At 64.8% G+C, this 15,853-nt stretch carries 13 protein-coding genes; 10 read left to right on the top strand and 3 right to left on the bottom strand.

Features of this window, described 5'->3' with window-relative positions; translation table 11 throughout:
* Positions 1 to 11 precede the first annotated feature (11 nt).
* Genes hemB through SPISAL_RS01330 form a run of 3 tightly spaced genes read left to right on the top strand, consistent with a single transcriptional unit; the run spans position 12 to position 3,110 of the window.
* Positions 12 to 1,019, top strand: a complete 1,008-nt coding sequence (gene hemB / locus SPISAL_RS01340; protein WP_016352674.1) for a porphobilinogen synthase — start codon at positions 12 to 14, stop codon at positions 1,017 to 1,019.
* Between the two features lie 25 nt (positions 1,020 to 1,044).
* Entirely contained in the window at positions 1,045 to 1,863 is an 819-nt protein-coding gene (gene aroE, locus SPISAL_RS01335) for a shikimate dehydrogenase (protein WP_016352673.1), read from the top strand.
* Between the two features lie 5 nt (positions 1,864 to 1,868).
* Positions 1,869 to 3,110, top strand: coding sequence for a cation:proton antiporter (locus tag SPISAL_RS01330; protein ID WP_016352672.1), 1,242 nt, complete (start codon positions 1,869 to 1,871; stop codon positions 3,108 to 3,110).
* Here the strand turns inward: SPISAL_RS01330 and SPISAL_RS01325 are convergent.
* Complete coding sequence (locus tag SPISAL_RS01325; RefSeq protein WP_016352671.1) at positions 3,086 to 3,619, bottom strand: gamma carbonic anhydrase family protein; 534 nt, start codon at positions 3,617 to 3,619, stop codon at positions 3,086 to 3,088. The genes SPISAL_RS01330 and SPISAL_RS01325 overlap by 25 nt on opposite strands.
* A gap of 19 nt (positions 3,620 to 3,638) precedes the next feature.
* Positions 3,639 to 5,003 carry a glutathione-disulfide reductase gene (gorA, locus tag SPISAL_RS01320; RefSeq protein WP_016352670.1) on the bottom strand — a complete coding sequence of 455 codons (1,365 nt, stop codon included), beginning with the start codon at positions 5,001 to 5,003 and terminating at the stop codon, positions 3,639 to 3,641.
* Between the two features lie 164 nt (positions 5,004 to 5,167).
* Between gorA and prlC the strand changes: the two genes are divergently transcribed.
* Together prlC and selD are read left to right on the top strand one after the other, a co-directional pair.
* On the top strand, positions 5,168 to 7,207 hold the full coding sequence (gene prlC / locus SPISAL_RS01315; protein ID WP_016352669.1) for an oligopeptidase A: 2,040 nt from the start codon (positions 5,168 to 5,170) through the stop codon (positions 7,205 to 7,207).
* Between the two features lie 37 nt (positions 7,208 to 7,244).
* The gene (gene selD, locus SPISAL_RS01310; protein ID WP_016352668.1) at positions 7,245 to 9,524 is read left to right on the top strand and encodes a selenide, water dikinase SelD; all 2,280 of its coding nucleotides are present in this window, start codon (positions 7,245 to 7,247) and stop codon (positions 9,522 to 9,524) included.
* Here the strand turns inward: selD and senB are convergent.
* Positions 9,509 to 10,492, bottom strand: coding sequence for a selenoneine biosynthesis selenosugar synthase SenB (senB, locus tag SPISAL_RS01305; protein WP_016352667.1), 984 nt, complete (start codon positions 10,490 to 10,492; stop codon positions 9,509 to 9,511). The two genes, selD and senB, sit on opposite strands and share 16 nt — an antisense overlap.
* Before the next feature lie 26 nt (positions 10,493 to 10,518).
* Here senB and senA point away from each other — a divergent pair, with 26 nt between their 5' ends.
* The 5 genes from senA to egtD are packed head-to-tail and all read left to right on the top strand — an operon-like array spanning position 10,519 to position 15,833.
* Positions 10,519 to 11,838 carry a selenoneine synthase SenA gene (gene senA, locus SPISAL_RS01300; RefSeq protein WP_016352666.1) on the top strand — a complete coding sequence of 440 codons (1,320 nt, stop codon included), beginning with the start codon at positions 10,519 to 10,521 and terminating at the stop codon, positions 11,836 to 11,838.
* Positions 11,839 to 11,862: 24 nt separating this feature from the next.
* Positions 11,863 to 12,726 (top strand): putative selenate ABC transporter substrate-binding protein, encoded by an 864-nt coding sequence (locus SPISAL_RS01295; protein ID WP_016352665.1) that lies wholly within the window; start codon positions 11,863 to 11,865, stop codon positions 12,724 to 12,726.
* Positions 12,726 to 13,376 carry an ATP-binding cassette domain-containing protein gene (locus SPISAL_RS01290; RefSeq protein ID WP_016352664.1) on the top strand — a complete coding sequence of 217 codons (651 nt, stop codon included), beginning with the start codon at positions 12,726 to 12,728 and terminating at the stop codon, positions 13,374 to 13,376. The genes SPISAL_RS01295 and SPISAL_RS01290 overlap by 1 nt, the downstream gene beginning before the upstream one ends.
* Entirely contained in the window at positions 13,363 to 14,877 is a 1,515-nt protein-coding gene (locus SPISAL_RS01285) for a PhnE/PtxC family ABC transporter permease (protein WP_016352663.1), read from the top strand. The genes SPISAL_RS01290 and SPISAL_RS01285 overlap by 14 nt, the downstream gene beginning before the upstream one ends.
* Before the next feature lie 23 nt (positions 14,878 to 14,900).
* Positions 14,901 to 15,833, top strand: a complete 933-nt coding sequence (gene egtD / locus SPISAL_RS01280) for an L-histidine N(alpha)-methyltransferase (RefSeq protein ID WP_016352662.1) — start codon at positions 14,901 to 14,903, stop codon at positions 15,831 to 15,833.
* Positions 15,834 to 15,853 lie beyond the last annotated feature (20 nt).

Here is a 15,853-nt window from a genome sequence, read left to right as displayed (position 1 = left end):
TCACCGTGACCATGCACACCCCGACACCTGGTTTCCCCAACACCCGCCTGCGCCGCCTGCGCCGCGATGACTTCACACGGCGGCTCGTTCGTGAACATCGGTTAAGTGTCGATGATCTGATACAACCGGTGTTCGTGATCGAGGGTGAAGACCGCACCGAGGCTGTCCCGTCGATGCCCGGTGTCGAGCGCCGCACGGTGGACCGGCTGGTCGCCGAGGCCGAGGCCCTCGATGCCCTGGGTATTCCCGCGATCACGCTCTTTCCGGTGATACCGGCTGAGGCCAAAACCGCGGATGCCGCTGAGGCCTGGAACCCCCAAGGCCTCGCACAGCGGGCGGTGCGGGCCGTCAAGGCCCACGTGCCCGAACTCGGCGTCATCACCGACGTGGCCCTTGATCCGTTCACCCTCCATGGCCAGGACGGCTTGCTGGATGAGACGGGTTACGTGGCCAATGACCTCACCCTGGATGCGCTTGTGCGCCAGGCGCGCTCTCATGCCGAGGCCGGCGCCGACATCGTCGCCCCCTCTGACATGATGGATGGCCGAGTCGCGGCCATCCGGGGGGCTCTGGAGGCTGATGGCTGCAGTGAGACGCGCATTCTCGCCTATGCCGCCAAGTACGCCTCAGCCTTCTACGGCCCGTTTCGGGATGCAGTGGGCTCAGCCGGCAATCTCGCTGGCGGTGATAAACGCACTTATCAAATGGACCCGGGCAACAGCGACGAGGCCCTGCGCGAGGTCGCACTCGATCTGGCTGAAGGTGCTGATATGGTCATGATCAAACCCGGCATGCCGTATCTGGATGTCATTCAGCGGGTCCGCGAGCAGTTCGGTGTTCCCACCTTCGCGTATCAAGTCAGCGGGGAGTACGCCATGCTCAGCGCCGCCTTCGAGAACGGCTGGTTGGACCGGCGGGCCTGCGTCATGGAGGCCCTGCTGGGGTTCAAGCGAGCCGGCGCAGATGCCATCCTGACATATTTCGCCAAGGAAGTGGCTGGCTGGCTCACCGACCACTGAGACAACTGATTCACCGGAGGTGACCATGGATCTCTACGCCGTTTTTGGCCATCCAGTCGGCCATTCACTCTCTCCCCGCATTCATCGGCTATTCGCCGAGGAAACAGCCCAGCAGATGGAATACGAGCGTCGCGAGCCGCCCATGGACGGCTTTGCAGAGGCGCTGGCGGCATTCCAGGAGGAGGGCGGTGCCGGCGCCAATGTCACCGTGCCGTTTAAAGAGACGGCCTGGGACCTGGCCGAGCAGCGCAGTGAGCGGGCCGAACGCGCTGGTGCGGTCAACACCCTCATTTGCGGCGAAAGCCTGTATGGAGACAACACCGATGGCGAAGGACTGATCAATGACCTGCGCAACAACCTCGGCGTGGGGCTCGCCGGCAAACGGCTACTGATCATCGGTGCGGGCGGTGCGGCCCGCGGCGTCCTCGCACCGTTACTCGCTGAGCAGCCCGCCAACCTCGTGATCGCCAACCGGACAGCTGAGCGCGCCCAGGTTCTGGCCGCCGCCTTTGACGATATCGGCGGTGTCGAGGGCATTGGACTGGACGAACTGGACGGCGAGCGCTTTGAAGTGGTCATCAACGCCACATCCAGCGGGCTGGATGGCGAGGTCCCCACACTGCCCGAGAGCATCGTCGCGGACGGCGCCACGGCCTATGACATGGTCTATGGGGCCGAACCCACGCCTTTCCTGCGCTGGGCGTCGGCAAACGGGGCATTCCGCACCCGGGATGGCCTGGGGATGCTCGTCGAGCAAGCCGCTGGCGCGTTTGAACTCTGGCGACATATCCGTCCCAGCACCGAGCCCGTAATCGAGACCCTTCGGCACGACACCCGCCCCTAAGCGGCATGCCCGTTGAGGCCAGCGCCACGCCGGATGCCCTCCTCGTCATGCTGGTGGGCGGGGCCACGCTGCTTGCCGTTATGGCGCGGCATGTCTGTGGGTGGCTCCGCATCCCGCCCCTGGTGGGCTATATCCTGATTGGCCTTGGGCTGCGGCTCGTGGGCGCGCCGCTTGAGTGGCTGAACACCCCGGTGATAACCGCCTTTGAATTGTTGGCGGCGCTGGGGCTGGTTGCCTTGCTCTTTCGGATTGGCCTCGAGAGTGCCCCCCGTCGTCTGCTCGCAAAGCTTCCGGGCGCCAGCCTGATCTGGGTGGTGAGTGTCATCACCGCTGGGCTCGCCGGCTATGCGGGCGCGCGCTGGGTTGGCTTTGATCCCCTGCCGGCTGGCGTCGCCGGTGTCGCGCTGACGGCCACCAGCATCGGCGTTTCGATCCCGCCCTGGCAGCAGGCCGGCGCGCTGGGAAGCGAGAGTGGATCAGTCGCCCTCGACGTGGCCGAGCTGGACGACATCTCAGGGGTCGTGTTGATGGCCGTGCTGTTGAGCCTGATCCCGGTGTTGCAAACCGGGGAGGCCATCGCCTGGAGCACGGTTGCCGGCACAACGGCCACCCTGCTAACAAGCCTTGTGGCTTTCGCGGCCGCCTGCTGGCTCTTTGCCCGCTGGGGAGAGCCGCCGCTTGCCCGTTTCCTCGCCAGCTGTGAGAGGCCGCCGGCCCCGATGCTGGTGGTGGTCGCGCTGGGCAGCCTCATCGCCGCGATGGCCGGCCTGCTCGGCTTTTCTCTGGCCGTGGGGGCACTGTTCGCGGGCCTGATCTTCAGCAAGGCCCCGAGCCGGGTTCGCGAAGACGAGGCCTACCGCGTATTCCACGACTTTCTGGCGCCGTTCTTTTTTATCGGGATTGGCCTAAAGCTCGACCCCACGGCCCTGATCGGCGCCCTGAGTGCCGGCGCCGGCCTGCTGGTAGCCGCTGTGGCGGGCAAATTGGTTGGCACGGCCCTGCCCGCCCGCTGGGCAGCCCCGCGAGGCAGTGCATTGCCCCTCGGCGTCAGCATGGTCCCGCGGGCCGAGATCGCCATGGTCATCATGGATCAGGCCCGGCGATTCGGCCCGGAGGTGGTCCCACCCACCCTCTACGGTGCCATGACCCTGGTCACCCTCGTGACCTGTGCGGCAACGCCCAGTGTGGTTCAGGTCCTGCTCGCGAGGCGCCCCCAACTGGCTCAGTCCTCGGCGTCACCCCGATGACGGCCCATAAGCCGGACATAATGATCGGCTGAATAGGGCAGCTGCTCGCGCTCTTTGGCCGTGAGAGGCCGAACCACCTTGGCCGGGCTCCCCAGATACAAATAACCGCTCTCCAGGCGCTTGCCGGGCGGGACCAGCGTATTGGCGCCAATGATGACGTCGTCTTCAATCACGGCGCCATCCAGAATAATGGCCCCCATGCCAACCAACACCCGGTTACCCACCTCACAGGCATGAATAACGGCCCGGTGACCCACCGTAACGGCCTCGCCGACCACCGCGGGATACCCTGACTGAAACGGCCCCTCATGGGCGACATGCACAATGGCCCCATCCTGGATGTTGGAGCGCGCACCAATCTCGATGCGATGAACATCACCGCGCAGGACGGCGGTTGGCCACACGGAGACGGCCTCGCCCAGCGTGACGTCGCCGATGACGACAGCGGCATCATGGATCCACGCGGTCTCGGCGATCTGTGGGCTGATCTGCTGATAGGACTCGATCATGACCTGGGTTCCCCTATGATTAGGTCATGGTGACCACTTCTTCCGCACTGGTTGGGTGGATCGCGACGGTGTCATCCAGATCGCGCTTGGTCGCGCCCATGCGCACCGCAACCGCAAATCCCTGCAGCATCTCATCACTGCCCACGCCGAAGAGATGGATGCCGACCACGCGCTCGTCCTCCCCCACGCACACCAGCTTCATGGTGCTGCGCTGCTTGGCCTCAGCCGGCGCCAGGGCGAAGTCCATGGGCACAAAGCCCGTCTGGTAGATCCGCACCTCATCCCCGTATTCGGCGCGGGCCTGCGCCTCGGTCAGCCCGACCGTGCCAATCGGCGGATGGGTAAACACCACGGTGGGCACATCCCGGTAATCCAGGCGCCGCTCGGGCTGGCCACCCCAGACCCGATCGGCCAGCCGTCGACCGGCCGCAATGGCCACTGGGGTCAGCGGATAGGGGTTATCCGTGACATCACCCAACGCGAAGATGTGTGGCTGGTTGGTGACCTGCCAGTCATCCACCGGCACGGTGCCGCGCTCGGTGGTGCTCACCCCTGCGGCGTCCAGGCCCAGGGTGTCGGTGTTCGGAACACGACCGACGGCCCAGACCACCTGGTCAAGGCCCTCCAGACTGCGACCATCTTCGGCGTGCAGCGCGTATCCTCCCCACGCCGCCTCAAGGCCGGCCGGCGTGAAGTGATTGATCAGCGTGGGGCCGCCCTGCTCGATGCTATCCAGGTAGGCCTGCTGGATGGCGGCATCAAACTCCCGCAGCGGCTGTTCGCGACGCACGACAAGCTGGACTTCACTGCCCAGTTCGTGGAGTACGCCCGCCAGCTCGACGGCAATGTACCCAGCGCCAACCACGGCTACGCGCTCCGGTCGATCACGCAGGTCGAAAAATCCGTCTGAATCGATCCCAAGATCACCGCCGGGGATCGCGGGCCGGCCAGGCACGCCGCCGGTGGCAATGACGAACCGCTCCGCCTTATAGCGGGTACCGTCCACTTCCACGGTGTGGGGATCCACGAACCGGGCATGGCCGGTGATGTTTTCCACCTCAGCCTTGTCGAGGTTGCGGGCATAAATGCCGTTCAGCCGCTCGATGTAGGCTGCACGGGCACTGACCAGGGCCTGCCAATCATGGCGTGGCGCGACACCCGAGAAACCGTAGTCGGCGGCCCGCTCCATGACGTCGGCGGCATGGGCCGCCTGCCACATAATCTTCTTGGGCACACAGCCCACGTTTACGCAGGTCCCACCCAACCGGTCTGATTCGATGACCGCGCATCGTGCCCCATGCGCCGCCGCCCGTCGCGCGGTTGCGATGCCGCCACTGCCGCCCCCGATGCATATCAGATCAAACGTCTGCGCCTCGTCGGCCATAGCCCGCTCCTGGTTATCGTGAATATCGCTTTATATTCTCTCAGACCCAGCCTGCGACCGTCAGGCGAACTTATGGCGTGGCCTGCGCTCGAAATCGGTATCGTCAGCCTCTACCCTAGAGATTATAAGGTTTCCCGCCCATCAACGGAGCTCACGGCAAAACCATGACCAACCCCCTACTCGAGACCGACGCGCTGCCTCGCTTTTCCGACATTCGGCCTGAGCATATCCAGCCAGCCGTAGAGCAAGTCCTTGCGGACAACCGCGCCGCCATCGAGGCCATCACCGCGCAACCCGGCCCTCACACGTGGTACACCCTCGTCGCCCCGCTCGAGCAGCTCGAAGACCGCCTCGAAAAGGTCTGGTCGCCGGTCTCGCATCTCAATGCCGTGATGAACACCGAGGCGCTGCGTGCGGCTTACAACGCCTGCTTACCCGCTCTGTCCGCCTATCACACGGAAATGGGGCAGAACGCGGCCTTGTACGGTGCCTTTCGGGAGCTGAGCGAGAGTGAGGACTACGAGCGCCTCGAGCAGGATCAGCGCCAAAGCGTCGACAACGCCCTGCGCGACTTCGAGCTGGCCGGCGTGGCCCTCGAGGACGAGGCCAAGACGCGGTATGCCGCCATCGCAACCCGGCTCGCCGAACTCGCCTCCAAATTCCAGGAGAATCTGCTCGACGCCACCGATGCCTGGCACTGGGACACCCCCCAGGCCGGTGATCTCGCGGGGATTCCGGACTCAGCGCTGGGCGTGATGAAGCAAAAGGCCGAGCAGGCGGGTGTCGACGGCTGGCGAGTCACCCTCGACATGCCGGTGGTACAGGCGGTGCTCGCCCACGCCCACAACCGTCACCTGCGCCAGCGTGTTTACGAGGCCTTCACGACTCGGGCCTCAGATACCGGGCCAAACGCCGGGCAGTGGGACAACCACCCGCTGATGGCAGAAATCCTCGATTTGCGTCAGGAGCAGGCGGAGCTGCTTGGGTATCCGAACTACGCCGAGCTGTCACTTGCGCCCAAAATGGCGGAGTCCGCCGATCAGGTCATCGCGTTCCTTGAAGACCTCGCCGAGCGCGCCGTGCCCGCTGCGCGTGCGGAGTACGCCGAACTCGAGGCCTTCGCCAAGACATTCGATGGCCGCACCCAGCTCGAGGCGTGGGACGTCGGGTATTACAGCGAGCGGCTGCGCGAGGCACGCTACCAGCTCTCGCCTGAGGACCTGCGCCCTTACTTCCAGGCTGATCAGGTCATGGCGGGCCTCTTCGCCGTTGTGCAGCGGCTCTTTGCCGTCACCATCACTGAGCGCACGGATGTCGACACCTGGCATGACGATGTCCACTTCTACGAAATCCACGACGCCGACGGCGATCTGCGCGGCCAGTTCTATACCGATCTCTATGCCCGCTCGCACAAACGCGGCGGGGCCTGGATGGCGACTGCTCGGGGCCGGATGGGGCACGGGGGCGCACTCCAGACACCGGTGGCCTTCCTCACCTGCAACTTCACGCCACCGGTGGGGGACAAGCCGGCATTGATCACCCATGGCGAGGTGGAAACCCTCTTCCACGAGTTCGGCCATGGCCTGCACCACATGCTCACCCGCGTCGATGCCGCGAGTGTAGCCGGCATCAATGGCGTGGCCTGGGATGCTGTGGAGCTGCCCAGTCAGTTCCTCGAAAACTGGTGCTGGGAGCGCGAGGCGCTGGATCTGTTCGCGGCCCACCACGAGACCGGCGAGCCGATTCCTGAGACGCTGTTCGAGCGCATGACGGCCGCTCGCAACTTCCAGGCCGCCATGCAGATGGTCCGTCAGCTGGAGTTCTCCCTGTTCGATCTGCGCCTGCACGTCGAGCATGACCGCGCAACCGGCGAGCGAATTTTCTCGCTACTCGAGGCCGTGCGCGATCAGGTGGCCGTCGTGCGACCACCGGCCTTTAACCGCTTCCCAAACAGCTTCGCGCATATCTTCGCGGGCGGTTACGCTGCCGGGTACTACAGTTACAAGTGGGCCGAAGTCCTCTCAGCGGATGCCTTTGCCCGCTTTAGCGAAGAAGGCATCTTCAACCCGGTAACGGGTCGCGCCTTCCTGGAGCATGTCCTGGAGAAGGGCGGATCCGAGGATGCCGCCAAACTCTTCCGAGACTTCCGCGGTCGCGAGCCAAGCATCGAACCCCTTTTGAAGGCGAGCGGACTGGCGGCCTGAGCGCCGCCTCCGCTCCTCTTTCCTGAACGAGACCAACATGCAGAATACCCAGCAGCCGGTCCTCCGGGACATCGTTCTGGTCGGCGGCGGCCACAGTCATGTCGGTGTGTTGCGGCGGTTTGGCATGAAGCCGGCGCCTGGCATCCGCCTGACGCTGATCTGCCGCGACACCCATACCCCCTATTCCGGGATGCTGCCCGGGTACGTGGCAGGGCATTACGCCTATGACGATGTGCACATCGATCTGCGCCGCCTCGCGGAGTTCGCTGGTGCGCGTTTCCTTCGCACCGAAGCCACCGGGATTGATCGTGCAGGCCAGCAGGTGATTTGCAGCGATCGCCCCGCCATCCCCTATGACCGGCTGTCGATCAATATTGGCTCAACGCCGAAGCTCAGTAACACCGGTGGCGCCGCCGACCATGCGGTCGCCGTCAAACCCATCCACCGCTTCAACGACCGCTGGCTGGCGTTGCTCGAGCGGGTGCGCTCAACGCCCGGGCCGATGCGGATCGCGGTTGTGGGCGGCGGCGCCGGGGGCGTTGAGCTGCTGCTGGCAATGCAGCATCGACTGCGCAGCGAGCTAAAGGCCTTGAAGCAGAACCCGGACCTACTGGCCTTCGCGCTGTTCACGCGCGGCCGCACCGTACTCCCCACCCATGCGCCCCATGTGCAGCGGCGTTTCGCCCGCGTGCTGGGTGAACGCGGCGTGGCCGTTCACTGCAACGCCGAAGTGACGGGTGTCGATGCGACGGGGCTGACCACGGTCGATGGCCAACACCATCACGCCGATGAGGTGGTCTGGGTGACTCGGGCTGGCGGTGCGCCGTGGCTACGGGACACCGGACTCGCACTGGATGACAGTGGCTTCATTCAGGTCACCGATACGCTACAGACGGTGACGGACCCGAACGTCTTTGCGGCCGGCGACATCGCGAGCATGGTCAACCACCCCCGAGAGAAAGCGGGCGTCTTCGCCGTTCGCCAGGGCCGGCCGCTGGCGCGCAACCTGCGCCTGTCGCTGGAGGATCGAGAACCGCAGCAGTATCGACCCCAGCGCCATTGGCTTGCGCTGATCAGCACAGGCGATCAATACGCAGTGGCCTCTCGCGGGCCTTTCGGCGCCGAGGGCGCGGCACTGTGGCGATGGAAGGACTGGATCGACCGCCGCTTCATGGCGCGGTTCAATGAGCTGCCGGCTATGGAAGAACCGGCGCGGCGCGGACCGCGCTCACGCGTGGCACTGGAGGGGGAAGAAGCCAAACAGGCCATCTCCGCGGTCGCCATGCGCTGCGGCGGCTGTGGCGCCAAGGTGGGAGCCTCTACCCTGTCGCGGGCACTCGGCGCCCTGCAGCCCGTGGACCGGGAGGACGTCCTCATTGGGCTCCACGCGCCCGATGATGCCGCGGTTGTGCGCGTCCCGCCCGGCAAGGCCATGGTGCACACCGTCGATTTCTTTCGGGCCTTTATCGATGATCCGTATATCTTTGGCCAGATTGCCGCCAACCATGCCCTTGGCGATATCTTTGCCATGGGCGCCGAGGCACAGACCGCCACCGCCGTCGCCACGGTGCCGCAGGGCCTGGAGTCGAAAGTCGAGGATACGGTTTACCAGATGATGGCTGGGGCGCTCGAGATCCTGAACGACGCGGACTGTGCACTGGTCGGTGGCCACACCGGCGAGGGCCAGGAGCTTGCACTCGGGTTCGCCATCAACGGCCTGATTGACGACCAGGCTGATCACATCATGCGCAAAGGCGGCATGCAGCCCGGCAATGTGTTGATACTCACCAAACCCATCGGCACGGGCACCTTGTTTGCGGCGCATGCCCGTCTTGCGACCCGGGGGCGCTGGATCGACGAGGCGCTTCGCTCGATGCGCCATTCCAATCGTCTCGCAGCCCAGTGCCTGCATCGCCAGGGCGCCACGGCCTGCACGGATCTCACCGGGTTTGGTTTGTTGGGGCACCTGGTAGAAATGACCCGCCCCTCGGAAGTCGACGCCACGCTGACGCTGTCTGCACTGCCCGTGCTTGAGGGGGCGGAGGAGACAGTGGCCGCTGGTATTCTGAGCTCACTACAACCCGCCAACGTGCGGCTGCGCCGCGCCATCCGTCACGCCGAGACCGTCTTGGACCATCCCCGCTATCCGCTGGTCTTCGACCCGCAGACAGCCGGCGGGCTCCTGGCCAGTGTGCCGGCTGAGCAGGCGGATGCCTGCGTGCGTGAACTCAAGGATCTCGGCTATCCGCACACGGCCATCATCGGCCAGGTAGAACCGCAGGGCGATGCCCTCGAACCGGTTCAGCTCAAGCCGTGAGCATGCTCAACGGCGGCATCAATGGCGCGACACAGGGCGGCCTGCTCCGCTGCCGGCGTAAAGCGGGGCGCAAGCGCTCGACAGCGCATCGCCAAATCGGCAAGGAAGTCGGGGTCCGTTTCCGTGCGAGACATCAACGCACACAGCGCGGCGGTGTCCTGGGCTGGATAGAGCCCAGGGTAATGATCCCCAAGCAACCCGGTGTTGCCCGGGATGTCACTCGCCAGCACCGGCAGCCCGGCCACACAAGCCTCCGAGACCACGTTGGCACCGCCTTCCATCACCGAGCTCATCACCATCGCGCGACTGCAGGCATAAAGCCGCCGAATCGCGCCTTGACCGATCTCGCCCACCCATCGATAACGCGGGTTGGCATCAGCCTCAGCCTCAGCGGCCTGCGCCCATTCCGCGGTGTGCGCACGGCCCGCCTGGGTGATGCGAATGCGCGAGTCCGAGGGCAGATCGCGCGCGGCGAGCGCTGCGCGGAGGCTGTCCTTTTCCTCACGCAGGTGACCCACAACGCAGAGCTCGAAGCGATCAGTCAACGGGCCGCGGTAACTGGGCGGCAACGGCGAAGCCGACTGATGGACGGTGTGCAAGATCGGGTGAAACCGGGCGGGGATATCACGATGGACATGATCATGCAGTCCAATGAGCGCATGAGCACGTCCGAGACTGGCCTTGGTGACCGCCGGGTCGCTATGCTGAAAGCGATAAATGTCCGTTCCGGTCAAAACCACCACCCGTGGCCGATCCGGATAGCGCTCGGCAAACGCGGCAATGCTCGGCGCACTGCGCCAGGCATGGAGCGCCAACAGGACATCAAAAACCGGATCACCGACGTCCCAGCGCTCGCGCACGCGCACCCGATGCCCAGCCGCGCGCAGCCGGCTCGCCCAGCGGGTCGCCGTGGCGCGATTGCCGGCCAACGAGCCCGGTGCAGCTGGCGTCACCAGTCCGATCTTCATGAATTACCCCCGAACAGGAGCCCACGATGATTCAGACCCCACCGACTCATCCTGTCGCCTCCGAAAATCTGATTGCCATGCTGGATGACGCCCGTCAACGCACACTGGCATTGACCGGCGATCTGCCGGCAGAACGCCGCATGGGCCCGAAGCTTAGCATCGTCAATCCGCCCCAGTGGGAGATCGGCCATGTCGGGTTTTTCTACGATCACTTCTTCCTGCACCTTCATCAGGGCCTGAGCGACTACCAGATCCCCCATGCGGAGCGCCTGTATGACTCCATGGGCGTCGCTCACGATGACCGCTGGGACCTCGCCCTGCCCACACTAGACGACACCTTGGGCTATCTGTGCCAGATCCGTGACGAAATGGCGGCACGCCTGCCCGAGGGCATGGCCGATGCCGCCACGAGTTATGTCTGGCAGCTCGCGGTTTTTCACGAGGACATGCACGGTGAGGCCTTTACCTACACCCGTCAGACACTCGCTGATCCGGCGCCGGTGATCGACGCCCCAGCGCGCCTGGCGGATGTCGACTCCGGCGCGATTGAGGGCGATGTCGCCATACCCGGCGGCGAGCACACGCTCGGCGCCGACGATGATGTCCCTTTTCGCTTCGACAACGAAAAGACCGCGCACACCATTCAGGTTGCGCCGTTCCGAATTGCCCGCGCCCCGGTGACGCAGGCCGAGTTCGCGGCCTTTGTCGAGGCGGGCGGCTATCGCGATCCGGCCTACTGGTCAGCCGAAGGTTGGGCCTGGCGGGAATCCAGTGAACTGGCGGCACCGGTCTATTGGCGAAGCGGCCCGGGCGGCTGGGAAGTCCGCCATTTTGACGCCTGGTATCCGATGCAACCCAATGCGCCGGTCTCTCATGTCAGTCGGTACGAGGCCGAGGCATTCTGTCGCTGGGCCGGCCGGCGACTGCCCACCGAGGCGGAATGGGAAATGGCCGCGAGTCGCGTACCCAGTGACAACGGTCTCGAACCGGGCAAACGTCACTACCCCTGGGGCAACGCCCCGGGTGACAGCCGCCATGCCAATACCGACGGCTACCGGGTCGGTACGGTCGACGTGGCCGGACTAGCCGAGGGCGACAGTGCCCTTGGCTGCCGTCAGATGCTGGGTAACGTCTGGGAATGGACGGCCTCGCCGTTTGCGCCGTATCCCGGCTTCCAGGCGGACTTGTATGCCGAATACTCCGCGCCCTGGTTTGAGGACGGTCGCAGCGTCCTGCGCGGTGGCAGCTGGGCAACCCGCCGTCGGCATCTCAACATCAACACCCGCAATTTCTTCGCCCCCGGGCGCAACGACCTCATCGCCGGGTTCCGAACCTGCGCGCGCTAATCTATCAAAGACAAGGACCACATCATGCAAACCCTACGCTCCCTTGCGACAGCCATCGTCCTCACGCTGCTGATGACCCTGCCCGCTCAAGCCGAGGTGTTCGTTTTCACCGCGATCCCTGATCAGGATGAAAGCGAGCTCGAAGAGCGCTTCAACGCCATTGGGGCCTACCTTGAAGAGGCTCTCGACGTTGAGGTCCGCTACGTCCCGGTTAAATCCTACGCCGCCGCCGTGACCGCCTTTCGCAACAATCAGGTCCAACTCGCCTGGTTTGGTGGTCTCTCGGGGGTGCAGGCCCGTGCCCGGGTGCCAGATTCGCAGGCGCTGGCCCGCGGGGTTGAAGATGAGGGATTCCGCTCCTATTTCATCGCCCACGAAAGCACAGGGCTGAGCCCCAGTGACACGCTCGGGCCCGCGCTCCGTGACAGGACCTTTACCTTTGGCTCCAAGAGCTCCACATCCGGTCGACTCATGCCGGAGTACCATCTGCGTGATCAGTTAGGGGAAGCCCCTGAAGAAACGTTTGAGCGGGTCGGCTATAGTGGCAACCACAGCCGGACACTGCGTCTGGTGGAGAGTGGCAGCTACGAGGTCGGCGCCATCAATTTCGCTGTCTGGGAGCGGGAACTCGCCGACGGCAACATTGATACCGACTCAGTCCAGGTGATCTGGGAGACACCCGGCTATCTGAACTACCAGTGGAGCATCCGCGGCGATGTCGATGAGCGGTTTGGCGAAGGCTTTACCGACCGGGTTCAGGACGCGCTGCTGGCCATGGACGACCCCGAACTGCTGGAGCGCTTCCCGCGCAGCGGCTTTGTCCCCGTCTCCAACGACGATTATGCGGGGCTCAAAGAAACCGCACAGACCATTGGTCTGATTGACTGATGAGCGCACTTGCCCTCACCGGCGCCCGCGCGGACTACGGCGGGCAGCCGGTGCTTGGTCCACTCGACCTCGACATTAACGCGGGCGAACGCGTGGCCCTCGTGGGGCGCAGTGGCGCTGGCAAGTCCACGCTGCTCGCGTTACTGCACGACCGCACGCGCCGAGATATTGCGCTGATGCCGCAAGACCTTGGCCTGGTCGAAACCCTCAGCGTGTTTCATAACGTGTTTATGGGCCAACTCAGTCACCATTCAGCGGCGTACAACCTCGCCAATCTCATCCGGCCTTTCCGGCGGGAGGTGAAGGGCGTCACGGCTGTGCTTGAGCGCCTCGACATGACTGAAACGCTCTGGGCCCGCACCGGTGAACTCTCGGGTGGACAACGCCAGCGCGTGGCCGTCGCCCGCACCCTTTTTCAAGGCGGCCATGTGCTACTCGCCGATGAGCCCGTTTCAGCCCTGGATGGCCCCCGGGCTGAGCGGGTAATGGAAGCCCTCACAGAGCAGTATGAAACCGCAGTGATCGCCATGCATGATCTGCAACTGGCTCGGCGCTATGCCGACCGACTTGTCGGCATTCGCCATGGCCTGATCGCGATGGATGTCGCTGCCGACGCCGTCGAGACCGAGGCACTTGATGCGCTTTACTGAGCGCAGCCCCCTGGCCTGGACCGCGCTATCGTCTCCAACGGTCCGCACCAGCTTGTGGCTGGTCGCGATCGCGCTGGTTTGCGTGGCGCTCGCGGACTTCGAGATCCGCTCCATTTCCCCCTGGGCGGAGTTGGGCCGTTTCGCCCACGGCCTGATCCAGCCAGATTTCCGCACCCTGGATACGGCGGGCACCGCGCTGCTGCGCACCATCACGTTTGCCTTTACCGGCGTGGGCCTCGCCGCGATCGCGGGGATGGGGCTCGCCCTGGTGTTTCACCACCGCTGGGTCCGTGGTGCCTGCGCGTTTATTCGGGGGATTCATGAGCTCTTCTGGGCCCTGATCTTCTTGCAGTTTTTCGGGCTACACCCACTCACCGGGGTGCTCGCCATCGCGCTGCCTTATGCCGCGGTCTTTGCCCGGGTGTACAGCGAGATCCTTGAGGAAGGCGATGCGCGCCCGGCACGCGCGCTACCGGCGGGCAGTGGGCTGATTTCCACCTTCTGGTATGCCCGGGTCCCCGATGTGTGGCCCCATCTCATGAGCTACACCAGCTACCGGCTGGAATGCGGCATGCGCTCCAGTGCCATCCTTGGCTTTGTGGGCATGCCCACGCTCGGCTTTTATCTGGAAAGCGCCTATGGCGAAGGGTTGTACGGCGAGGTCGGCATGCTGCTCCTGCTCTTCCTCGCGCTGATTGCCAGCCTCCGCCTGTGGGTGCGTCCGCGTCTGGTGCCTTTCTACCTGCTGGCCGCGCCGTTTTTCCTTGGCACGGGGCTGCCCATTGTTTGGGGTAATGCCACCCGGTTTTTCACCGAGGACATCATCCCGGCACCGCTGCGCAGCGGTGAGGGCTTAGCGGGGCTTGGCCCCTGGCTGTGGGATCTGCTGGTCAACCAGGCGCTGCCCGGCATCGGCGCGACGCTCGTACTGACCCAGATTGCGCTGGTGGCGACTGGCGTGCTGGCGCTGATCAGCTTCCCGCTGATCTCGCGGCTTTTCTCGGGGCCCATCACCCGGGGCGGCGGCAACGCGCTGCTTATCATCGGCCGCTCAACGCCCGAGTATCTGCTCGCCTATATCCTGCTGCAGCTCTGGGGGCCCTCCATGCTGCCCGCCGTTGCGGCGCTGGCCATCCACAATGGCGCGATCATCGGTCATCTCATCGGCCGCCAGAGCAACCAGCTCTCGCTGCGGCCTGATGCCGTGGGCGGCTTTAACCGTTATACCCACGAGGTGGTCCCGCGGCTCTACCGGCCCTTCCTCGCGTTCTTGTTCTATCGCTGGGAAATCATCATGCGCGAGACCGCCATCCTCGGGATTCTCGGGATCACCACCCTCGGCTTCTATGTGGATAGCGCAATCCAGGAGCTGCGCTTTGACCGCGCCATGGTCCTGATCCTCATCACCGCCTTGCTGAACATCGCCGTGGACGCCGTCGCCCGGCGCATGCGCCAACACCTGCAACTGCGCACAACACCCACGGCGTCCACGCCGCCCTGACGCTTAGCACACAGGATACGACTATGACTCAAACCCTGAAGGATGACGTCCTCGCGGCCCTGCGTGAGCCGGGTCATCGCATTCCATCGACCTGGTTGTACGACCAGCGCGGCTCGGAGCTCTTTGAGGCCATCACCCGCCTACCGAGCTATTACCCAACCCGCACGGAGATCAGTATTCTCGACGCGCACCTGGCCGATATCGCGGCGGTCGTGCCAACCGACAGCCTTGTCGTGGAGCTTGGCAGCGGCTCAAGCCGCAAAACCGCACCGCTACTGCGTGCGCTTGAGCAGCCGGCCGGCTACGTGCCGCTCGACATCTCCGCGGCGTACCTCGCCGAGGCGGCCGAGACGCTGCGCGCGCAGGTACCGAACCTGCCCGTTCACCCGTGGGTGGCCGACTTTACCACCGCCTTCGACCTGCCCCCTGATCTGCCGGCACACACGGGCCGACTGGGGTTCTTCCCGGGCTCAACCATTGGCAACCTCACCGCCGAAAACGCGCATGCCCTGCTCCGTCACTGCCACACCCTGCTGGGGGATGGGGCACGTTTTCTGCTCGGGATCGATCTCGACAAATCCCCGGAAGTCCTGATTCCCGCCTATGACGACCCCGAGGGGGTGACCGCCGAGTTCAATCGCAACCTGCTCGTGCGGATCAACCGCGAGCTCGACGCCAATTTCGATCTCGCGGCCTTCCGCCACGAAGCGCGGTATTTCGAAGACCCTCCACGCATTGAGATGCATCTGGTCTGCGAGCGGCCTGTGTCCGTCCAGATGGCCGGCGAGTCATTCGAGCTTGAGGCCGGCGAGAGCCTGCACACCGAGACCTCTCACAAGTACAGCATCGCGGGATTCACGGCCCTGGCCGCCGAAGCCGATTGGGTGGTGAGTCACCAGTGGCATGACGCCGAGTCCCGCTTCGCGGTCTTGATGATGCAATCCACCCCTGACTGAACCCATCAGCACTGCGCTCA

The organism is Spiribacter salinus M19-40, assembly GCF_000319575.2.
GTDB lineage: Bacteria > Pseudomonadota > Gammaproteobacteria > Nitrococcales > Nitrococcaceae > Spiribacter > Spiribacter salinus.
This window is presented reverse-complemented; position numbering and strand designations above follow the sequence as displayed.

Coding starts and splice junctions, on each gene's coding strand:
- hemB (WP_016352674.1), top strand. CDS start 12: ATGCACACCCCGACACCTGGTTTCCCCAACACCCGCCTGCGCCGCCTG.
- aroE (WP_016352673.1), top strand. CDS start 1,045: ATGGATCTCTACGCCGTTTTTGGCCATCCAGTCGGCCATTCACTCTCT.
- SPISAL_RS01330 (WP_016352672.1), top strand. CDS start 1,869: ATGCCCGTTGAGGCCAGCGCCACGCCGGATGCCCTCCTCGTCATGCTG.
- SPISAL_RS01325 (WP_016352671.1), bottom strand. CDS start 3,619: ATGATCGAGTCCTATCAGCAGATCAGCCCACAGATCGCCGAGACCGCG.
- gorA (WP_016352670.1), bottom strand. CDS start 5,003: ATGGCCGACGAGGCGCAGACGTTTGATCTGATATGCATCGGGGGCGGC.
- prlC (WP_016352669.1), top strand. CDS start 5,168: ATGACCAACCCCCTACTCGAGACCGACGCGCTGCCTCGCTTTTCCGAC.
- selD (WP_016352668.1), top strand. CDS start 7,245: ATGCAGAATACCCAGCAGCCGGTCCTCCGGGACATCGTTCTGGTCGGC.
- senB (WP_016352667.1), bottom strand. CDS start 10,492: ATGAAGATCGGACTGGTGACGCCAGCTGCACCGGGCTCGTTGGCCGGC.
- senA (WP_016352666.1), top strand. CDS start 10,519: ATGATTCAGACCCCACCGACTCATCCTGTCGCCTCCGAAAATCTGATT.
- SPISAL_RS01295 (WP_016352665.1), top strand. CDS start 11,863: ATGCAAACCCTACGCTCCCTTGCGACAGCCATCGTCCTCACGCTGCTG.
- SPISAL_RS01290 (WP_016352664.1), top strand. CDS start 12,726: ATGAGCGCACTTGCCCTCACCGGCGCCCGCGCGGACTACGGCGGGCAG.
- SPISAL_RS01285 (WP_016352663.1), top strand. CDS start 13,363: ATGCGCTTTACTGAGCGCAGCCCCCTGGCCTGGACCGCGCTATCGTCT.
- egtD (WP_016352662.1), top strand. CDS start 14,901: ATGACTCAAACCCTGAAGGATGACGTCCTCGCGGCCCTGCGTGAGCCG.